Origin of the sequence: Shewanella surugensis, assembly GCF_023284005.1 — a bacterium.
Classification (GTDB): Bacteria; Pseudomonadota; Gammaproteobacteria; order Enterobacterales; family Shewanellaceae; genus Shewanella; species Shewanella surugensis.
Map to the genome: position 1 here is coordinate 1 of NZ_JAKIKS010000249.1, position 2,919 is coordinate 2,919.

At 38.7% G+C, this 2,919-nt stretch carries 4 protein-coding genes; 1 reads left to right on the forward strand and 3 read right to left on the reverse strand.

Features of this window, described 5'->3' with window-relative positions:
• Positions 1-94 precede the first annotated feature (94 nt).
• Positions 95-400 carry a hypothetical protein gene (locus tag L2764_RS26530; RefSeq protein WP_248943340.1) on the forward strand — a complete coding sequence of 102 codons (306 nt, stop codon included), beginning with the start codon at positions 95-97 and terminating at the stop codon, positions 398-400.
• Positions 401-466: 66 nt separating this feature from the next.
• Here L2764_RS26530 and L2764_RS26535 read toward each other — a convergent pair whose 3' ends face one another.
• The 3 genes from L2764_RS26535 to L2764_RS26545 form a co-directional block, all read right to left on the reverse strand.
• A complete protein-coding gene (locus L2764_RS26535) occupies positions 467-916 on the reverse strand; it encodes a bifunctional diaminohydroxyphosphoribosylaminopyrimidine deaminase/5-amino-6-(5-phosphoribosylamino)uracil reductase RibD (protein ID WP_248943341.1) in 450 nt (149 codons plus the stop codon).
• Between the two features lie 3 nt (positions 917-919).
• Positions 920-1,423 (reverse strand): peptide deformylase, encoded by a 504-nt coding sequence (def, locus tag L2764_RS26540; protein ID WP_248943342.1) that lies wholly within the window; start codon positions 1,421-1,423, stop codon positions 920-922.
• A gap of 418 nt (positions 1,424-1,841) precedes the next feature.
• Entirely contained in the window at positions 1,842-2,417 is a 576-nt protein-coding gene (locus tag L2764_RS26545; RefSeq protein WP_248943343.1) for a hypothetical protein, read from the reverse strand.
• Between the last annotated feature and the right edge of the window lie 502 nt (positions 2,418-2,919).

The window sequence follows — 2,919 nt, forward strand, 5'->3', positions numbered from 1 at the left end:
GCGGTGCGCCAAGTCAGCGAAATAAGCTAAAAAAGGCGAGTTGGGACGATGATTACAGGGCAAAAGTTTTCTTTGGTTAATTATCCGACAAAGTATGCTCCCGCCCTGCACTTGCCCCGATGATAAAGTCAACGCTGCAAACCGTGCGGCTTGTAATTTAGAACACGGAACGGTATCTAGTGATGACTTTCCCGATTGGGATCACATCAATATCATTAGACAAAGCGACACACTACCCGACAGTGAATGTCTCATTAATGGTACATCAGCTTATCTTGAAAATGATCTTATTCATATCCATACCAATGCCAGCTCCAATACCAACACCTACATTGGTTGCAAGGAGCATGATAATAATAGCGGGGATTGTCATATCTTAGGACAACAAATTTGCCTCTAGTCAATAAGCGCCTCTTATCTCAACAATTATGGGACTAAAGGCGCTCATTTATATTTCAGTCTATACTCATGAATGCCCAAGATAAGGCATTAAAAAAGAGCGAACACGTTCAGACTCGATGTCAATGTCAACCACTATTCCCGCTTCTCTTAAAATATGGATACCTCTGCCATTATTTCTTGAATCAGGATCTAACATGCTGACTACCACATGTTTTATCCCACTGCTCGCTAACACCTGCGCACAAGAGGGGGTTCTACCTACGAATGCACAGGGCTCAAGCGTGACATAAGCAATAACATCATCAAGTGAACCAGTATAAGCGGCCAACGCCATGACTTCTGCATGATGTCCGCCAATTGCTTGAGTAAAGCCCTCTGAAATAATCTCGCCATCTCGTACGAGTACACATCCCACAGGCGGATTGGGACGGCATGCAGGTAAAGCCTTTTTAGCAACAGAGAGTGCCTTCAACATAAATGATGCCGATGAATGAATTTGTGCTAAGTTCATCATTTTTTATCCCGCTTTTTTACGCTGTTTCATGACTTTATTGATTGCTCTTTGACGCTTTAAAGGGGATAAGTAATCAATAAATAGATTTCCATGCAGATGATCAATTTCATGCTGCATGACAATAGCAAGAAAATCATCATTCTCAATCATAATATCATTGCCGTTACGATCGAGTGCAGACACAGACACTGAAGAAAAGCGCTCAACATCAGCATAATAATCAGGAACCGATAAACAGCCTTCTTGCCCCATGACTTTATCTTCACCACTCACTATTTTAGGGTTAATCAAAATCAAAGGGTTATTACGCTCCTCTGAAATATCAATAACCACCACCGCCTCAGCTCGCCCTAATTGAATGGCGGCTAAACCAATTCCATTACTCGTCGCATATAAGGTCTCTAACATATCATCGATAAGAGACTGCACAGAGTCTACATCCACAACAGGCTTAGCTTTACGCTTAAGCCTAGGAACCGGTGCAGTCAGGATTTCTAAAACAGCCATATGTATCCTACATTAACAGCGATTGTGATATTCCATATCTGAAATATCCAAGCTAAAAAAATAAATAATACACCTTATTTTATAAAAGTAGTAGCGAGCTATGACTAGAAATTTCAACACAGATGGGGATAAAAATCGAGCGACTAATCAGCGCAGTTTATTCAACTGTTAAGATGGACTTAATACTTTCTCGACAAAGATAACTGACAAGTTTATATTTTGACTCTCATCATTAACTATAGAGGTAATACAGATACCAAAAATATGAAACTTCATTAAATCATTTAGCCTCATCTTCAATAATTTTAACAATACTATAATGAATGATAATGGTTGCTCATTCATTCTTAATAAGAAAAAAGTTCCTCGAAACATGACAAAGGAACTTAAATTAAAATAGAAACAACTAACAGTATCGCTAGGCAATAGTTCTAATATTGGTAATAATGGGCTCACCTTCTAACGGTTGAAAAATTTCCATCATCACTCTATAAGGCTGTGCATGTGGAATAACCACTCTGGCCTCACATATAAACCGATAATTAACTCCTGCAACAACCTGTGTTGATACCTCAAGCGGAGTATACTTTACCCCCAACAGCCTACTAGTCGCGGCATCAAATACCTCCAAACTCTCAGCAGTTAATGGCCCCCAAGGAGACCATCCACCATATAACGCTTGACTATTGCTTGAATGCTCGTTTTCTATCGTAATGCTCACAAGTTGAGCTTTACCTTCTAAAGGCTTATAAATTTGCACCAAGGCATGTTCAATCGCCGCAGATGGAGAAACCACTTTCGCTTCACACTCAAATCGATAATTCGTCCCATTGACCACTTGGGTTGATACTTGATGAGGGGTGTAACTCACCCCGACAAAGTTTGTCATCGCCTCATCAAATATAAGGTAATCTTCATCATCAAGAGGCCTAAAAGGCGACCAACCACCCACCATTTGACTCATATTATCAAGTGCTTTTGTTGTAACAGACATAGATCAACTCCTTGTAATACAATGTAATAAACTCATATTATTAAGTACTATTCATAATGAGTTTCTATTTAACCCGAATGCATACAGCTTAGTTAGCTTTTAACTAACGTCAAGCTCACGTATAGAGTCACATTATACCGATTAAGTCTTTTCAAAATTTAAATTCATATAACCAAGTTATACCAATCTGGAAACTAACTGATCATATTTACCCAGTCTCTTGAACACATTTGTGTCACTCGTTCTACTCACCTTTAAAGAGAGTGCAATTTTCGTTCTAGACTTGCCATCTTGAAAATGAGCGAGCGCAAGGAGTCGCATCCTCATTTGAATCAATTGTTGCTTACGTGCTAGTGAATTAAAGTCGGTATTTTTAACGTTATCCATAACAATAAGTACCTGAGTATTAAATTACCATAAATTCGTTCACTATTAGAGCAACGTGATAATTTCAGTACTTATCGCATCATTGAACTTGTTTGTTTATCATTATTTTTGTATA